Source organism: Comamonas halotolerans (assembly GCF_030162935.1).
GTDB lineage: Bacteria > Pseudomonadota > Gammaproteobacteria > Burkholderiales > Burkholderiaceae_C > Comamonas > Comamonas halotolerans.
Map to the genome: position 1 here is coordinate 1 of NZ_JASAUZ010000028.1, position 1,537 is coordinate 1,537.

The 1,537-nt window shown below is 48.8% G+C and carries 2 protein-coding genes; both read right to left on the minus strand.

Annotation, left to right across the window (positions count from 1 at the left end; genetic code table 11):
• Positions 1 to 120: 120 nt before the first annotated feature.
• Positions 121 to 1,077, minus strand: coding sequence for an SEL1-like repeat protein (locus tag QEP11_RS12870; RefSeq protein ID WP_284337055.1), 957 nt, complete (start codon positions 1,075 to 1,077; stop codon positions 121 to 123).
• Between the two features lie 5 nt (positions 1,078 to 1,082).
• On the minus strand, positions 1,083 to 1,537 hold a 455-nt coding region (locus QEP11_RS12875), incomplete at its 5' end, for a DUF6396 domain-containing protein (protein WP_284337056.1).

Below are 1,537 nucleotides of genomic sequence, written 5' to 3' on the forward strand. Positions count from 1 at the left end.
GGGTCATGGTGTGGATGGCATCCACCTCCGCGCTGCATGCCGCCATCCATAAAACCATGGCGCATAACCCAGTGCTTTTAAAAAGCCGTATAGGGCTAATGCGGGCAGGATACATGCACATTACTGCGCGGAAGGTTGGCGCTGGAATGAAAAACTGCCATCCCATTTGGGCAAGGGCGCTGGTGGCAAAGGAACAATGCTGTTAATTTCTGGGATTTTGACGTGTGGGTTACGCTTGAGCGTATTGTAAATAGCCAGATAGCGATTGGTTCTTTCAATATCTATTGCAATTGGTGCATGTTCCGATATATCTGTATTTCCAGTTTTAAAAATTTTATATAAACCAAATGCAGCCATTGAGTTGCCTAATTCGGTTGATTTTTGCAGTGCTTGAAGCATAAGCCCTAAGTCTTTAGAGACTATAAGATGGTAGTCGGCCAGATTTTTCGCGCCTAAGGAAGAATTTTGCGCAACAGCGCATTCAAGCATGGCTTTTCCAATATCATCTTTATTGAAACCAAAAATGAGCTTGTTGCCCACATAGGCCTGCCCATCAGGGCTGCCCAAGTCCGCACTTTTACGGTAATAGGCCAGTGCGGCTTTTTTGTCCTGTTTTACGCCATAGCCGGTTTCCAGATTATTGGCCATGTTGTAATAGCCAATGGCTGCGCCCAGGGCAATCAGCTTTTCATTCAATTCTGTTACGCGCAAGGCGGGTGCGGGGTGGGTGGTCAGGCCCTGGTAGTACAGAATCTGCACGTTTTGCATGGCTTTCCAATGGCCCAGGGCCACGGCTTGCTCATAGGTACGGGCAATGGTGTCAAAGTCTTTGGGGCCGGGGGCTTTTTCCAGGGCGCGGGCTTTGTCAAACAGTGCCTGCGCCTCGGGGGTGACGGGGATGTCTGCATCGCGCGAATGCACGCAGGTAAAGCTCAAATCAGGTGCGGGCGATGGGCTGGGCGGGGTCATGGTGTGGATGGCATCCACCTCTGCGCTGCATGCCGCCAGCCATAAAACCATGGCGCATAACCCAGTGCTTTTAAAAAGCCGTATAGGGGACATGCGGGCAGGATACATGCACATTACTGCGCGGAAGGTTGGCGCTGGAATGAAAAACTGCCATCCCATTCGGGCAAGGGCGCTGGTGGCAAAGGAACAATGCTGTTAATTTCTGGGAGCTGTGCACCTGGTTTTTGATCTAGGACATCTGAAATTTTCTTATAGCGTCGTGATCTTTCAAGATCAATAGTTATAGGAGCATGCTCGGAAATGCCTGTATCACCACTTTTGAAAATTCTATATAAACTAAATGCGGCCATTGAGTTGCCCAATTCGGTTGATTTTTGCAGTGCTTGAAGCATAAGCGCTAAGTCTTTAGAGACTATAAGATGGTAGTCGGCAAGATTTTTTGCAGCCAGTGCAGAGTTTTGAGCCACGGCACACTCAAGCATTGACTTTCCTAGTTCGCGTTTCTTGAAATCGAATATGAGAATATCGCCAACGTGCGCTTGCCCATCAGGACTTCCTAAATCAGCAG

What these genes read in the sequence shown, in the direction of transcription:
- QEP11_RS12870 (WP_284337055.1), bottom strand. Translation starts at nt 1,077, where the DNA reads ATGTATCCTGCCCGCATGTCCCCTATACGGCTTTTTAAAAGCACTGGG.